The sequence below is a fragment of the Oscillibacter sp. CU971 genome, from assembly GCF_905219725.1.
In the GTDB taxonomy this organism is placed as follows: Bacteria; Bacillota; Clostridia; order Oscillospirales; family Oscillospiraceae; genus Oscillibacter.
Genome location: NZ_CAJMXG010000480.1, coordinates 1 through 1403, shown reverse-complemented (window position 1 = coordinate 1403; position 1403 = coordinate 1). Strand labels below are relative to the sequence as shown.

Sequence of the window (1403 nt, the reverse complement as noted above, 5' to 3'; positions counted from 1 at the left end):
GGGCGGTTGTATAGTGCTTTTTACTTCCTTACAAGAAAAAGTTTTAAGCTGGGGCTTATCGCGGAACTACCGGCAGGCGGTTATGCGCTGGTGGCTTGCTGGCAACGGCTCTCGGCCTCCAGGACTTTCGCCATTTTGTCGGCGGCGGTGTCGGTGGTGTCCTGCTTGAAGTAGCCGGAAACGGTGAGAACGGTGTTGCCCATGCGGAGCTGCGTCACACAGTCCGGGCGGCGGGTGGTCTTGGTCTTGCTGGGGGTGTCGGTCATAGGCGGCTCCTTTCAAATTTTTGTTGTGGATATTCGGCTGTTTTGAGGCTTGGAATGGTAACATACAGCCCCCTGTTGAGGACGGCCCAAAAGTCCCGTGATACCGGGCTTTTCAAGGGTCTAAACCGTTACATACCGGCCCGGTGGCGGCGCACCCGCTCACAGGTCTTGCGGCGTTCTTCCTCCTTGGCACATTCCGGGCAGTATTTGGCCCGGTTGGATTTTGGGATGTACCAGCCACCGCACAGGACACACTTTTTTCTTTCCCGGCGGTGGAGCAATTCGGCGCACAGGCTTTCGTCCAGAGGCAGCACAGCCGCCCGAAACCAGCGGCAGATCAGCGAATAGGAAATGCTCTGCGGGCAGACACATTCCTCCCCATCGTCCAGCAGAAGGCAGTTCCCGCCGTCATAGTTGCAGCAGTCATGCACCAATCGCCGGACGGCCCGGTACTGCGGATAGGTCAGCCGGACGGCGTTATCGGTCATGCTCGTCCCTCCGCTGGCTGGGCGCACCGTGAAGCACCTGGTCGATGTTCCGCTTGACGGTCAGCAGCTCGTCCGCCTCCCGCTTACGCTCCTGATACTCATTGTACCCGGCGTTCTTCTCGGACATCAGGGCCTCGATCTCCGCCGTCAGCTCCTTGACGGTGGGCAGCTTGGTGATGCCGTTGGCCTTGAAGAAACGAATGGCGGCCTCGGAGAGGAGAAGATCACCTTCATGCTCCTGCCGGTAGGCGGCGCGGGCCTTGGGTGTTTTCTGTGCGGCGAGGCCCTCCCGGACTGCCTTGGTGTTCCGGTAAATGATGATCTGCCGCCGCAGCTCCTTTTTTTCTTTCAAGGCCAATTCGGTAGGCTTCAGCTTGGCGGAGCTTTCAATCACAGCGGCATAGGCGGCGGACACAGCGGTCTCCAATTCCTCCGGCGAGGAAAAGCCATATTCGGTGTAGACGTTGAACGCCTGCGCCGCCTGTTTCAGATTGAACACGGACGCCCAACGCTGATAGCCGATGCCCTTGCCCTGGGCTTTCTTGGCCTCAATGTCCACCATTCTTTGAACGCCCTGGGGCTGGCGAAGCTGCTCCCGGATGCTGGGCTTGGCTCCCAGGCTGGGACGGGCAGCGTTGCGCTCCAGAGC

General features: G+C 59.6%; 2 protein-coding genes and 1 pseudogene. All 3 read right to left on the bottom strand.

The window, feature by feature from the left end:
• Positions 1–80: 80 nt before the first annotated feature.
• A complete protein-coding gene (locus JX325_RS16755; protein WP_204792160.1) occupies positions 81–266 on the bottom strand; it encodes a transposon-encoded TnpW family protein in 186 nt (61 codons plus the stop codon).
• Between the two features lie 128 nt (positions 267–394).
• On the bottom strand, positions 395–754 hold the full coding sequence (locus tag JX325_RS16750; RefSeq protein WP_204792159.1) for a cysteine-rich VLP domain-containing protein: 360 nt from the start codon (positions 752–754) through the stop codon (positions 395–397).
• A pseudogene (locus tag JX325_RS16745) lies at positions 744–1403 on the bottom strand (relaxase); the annotation flags it as partial. The gene JX325_RS16750 and the pseudogene JX325_RS16745, both read right to left, overlap by 11 nt.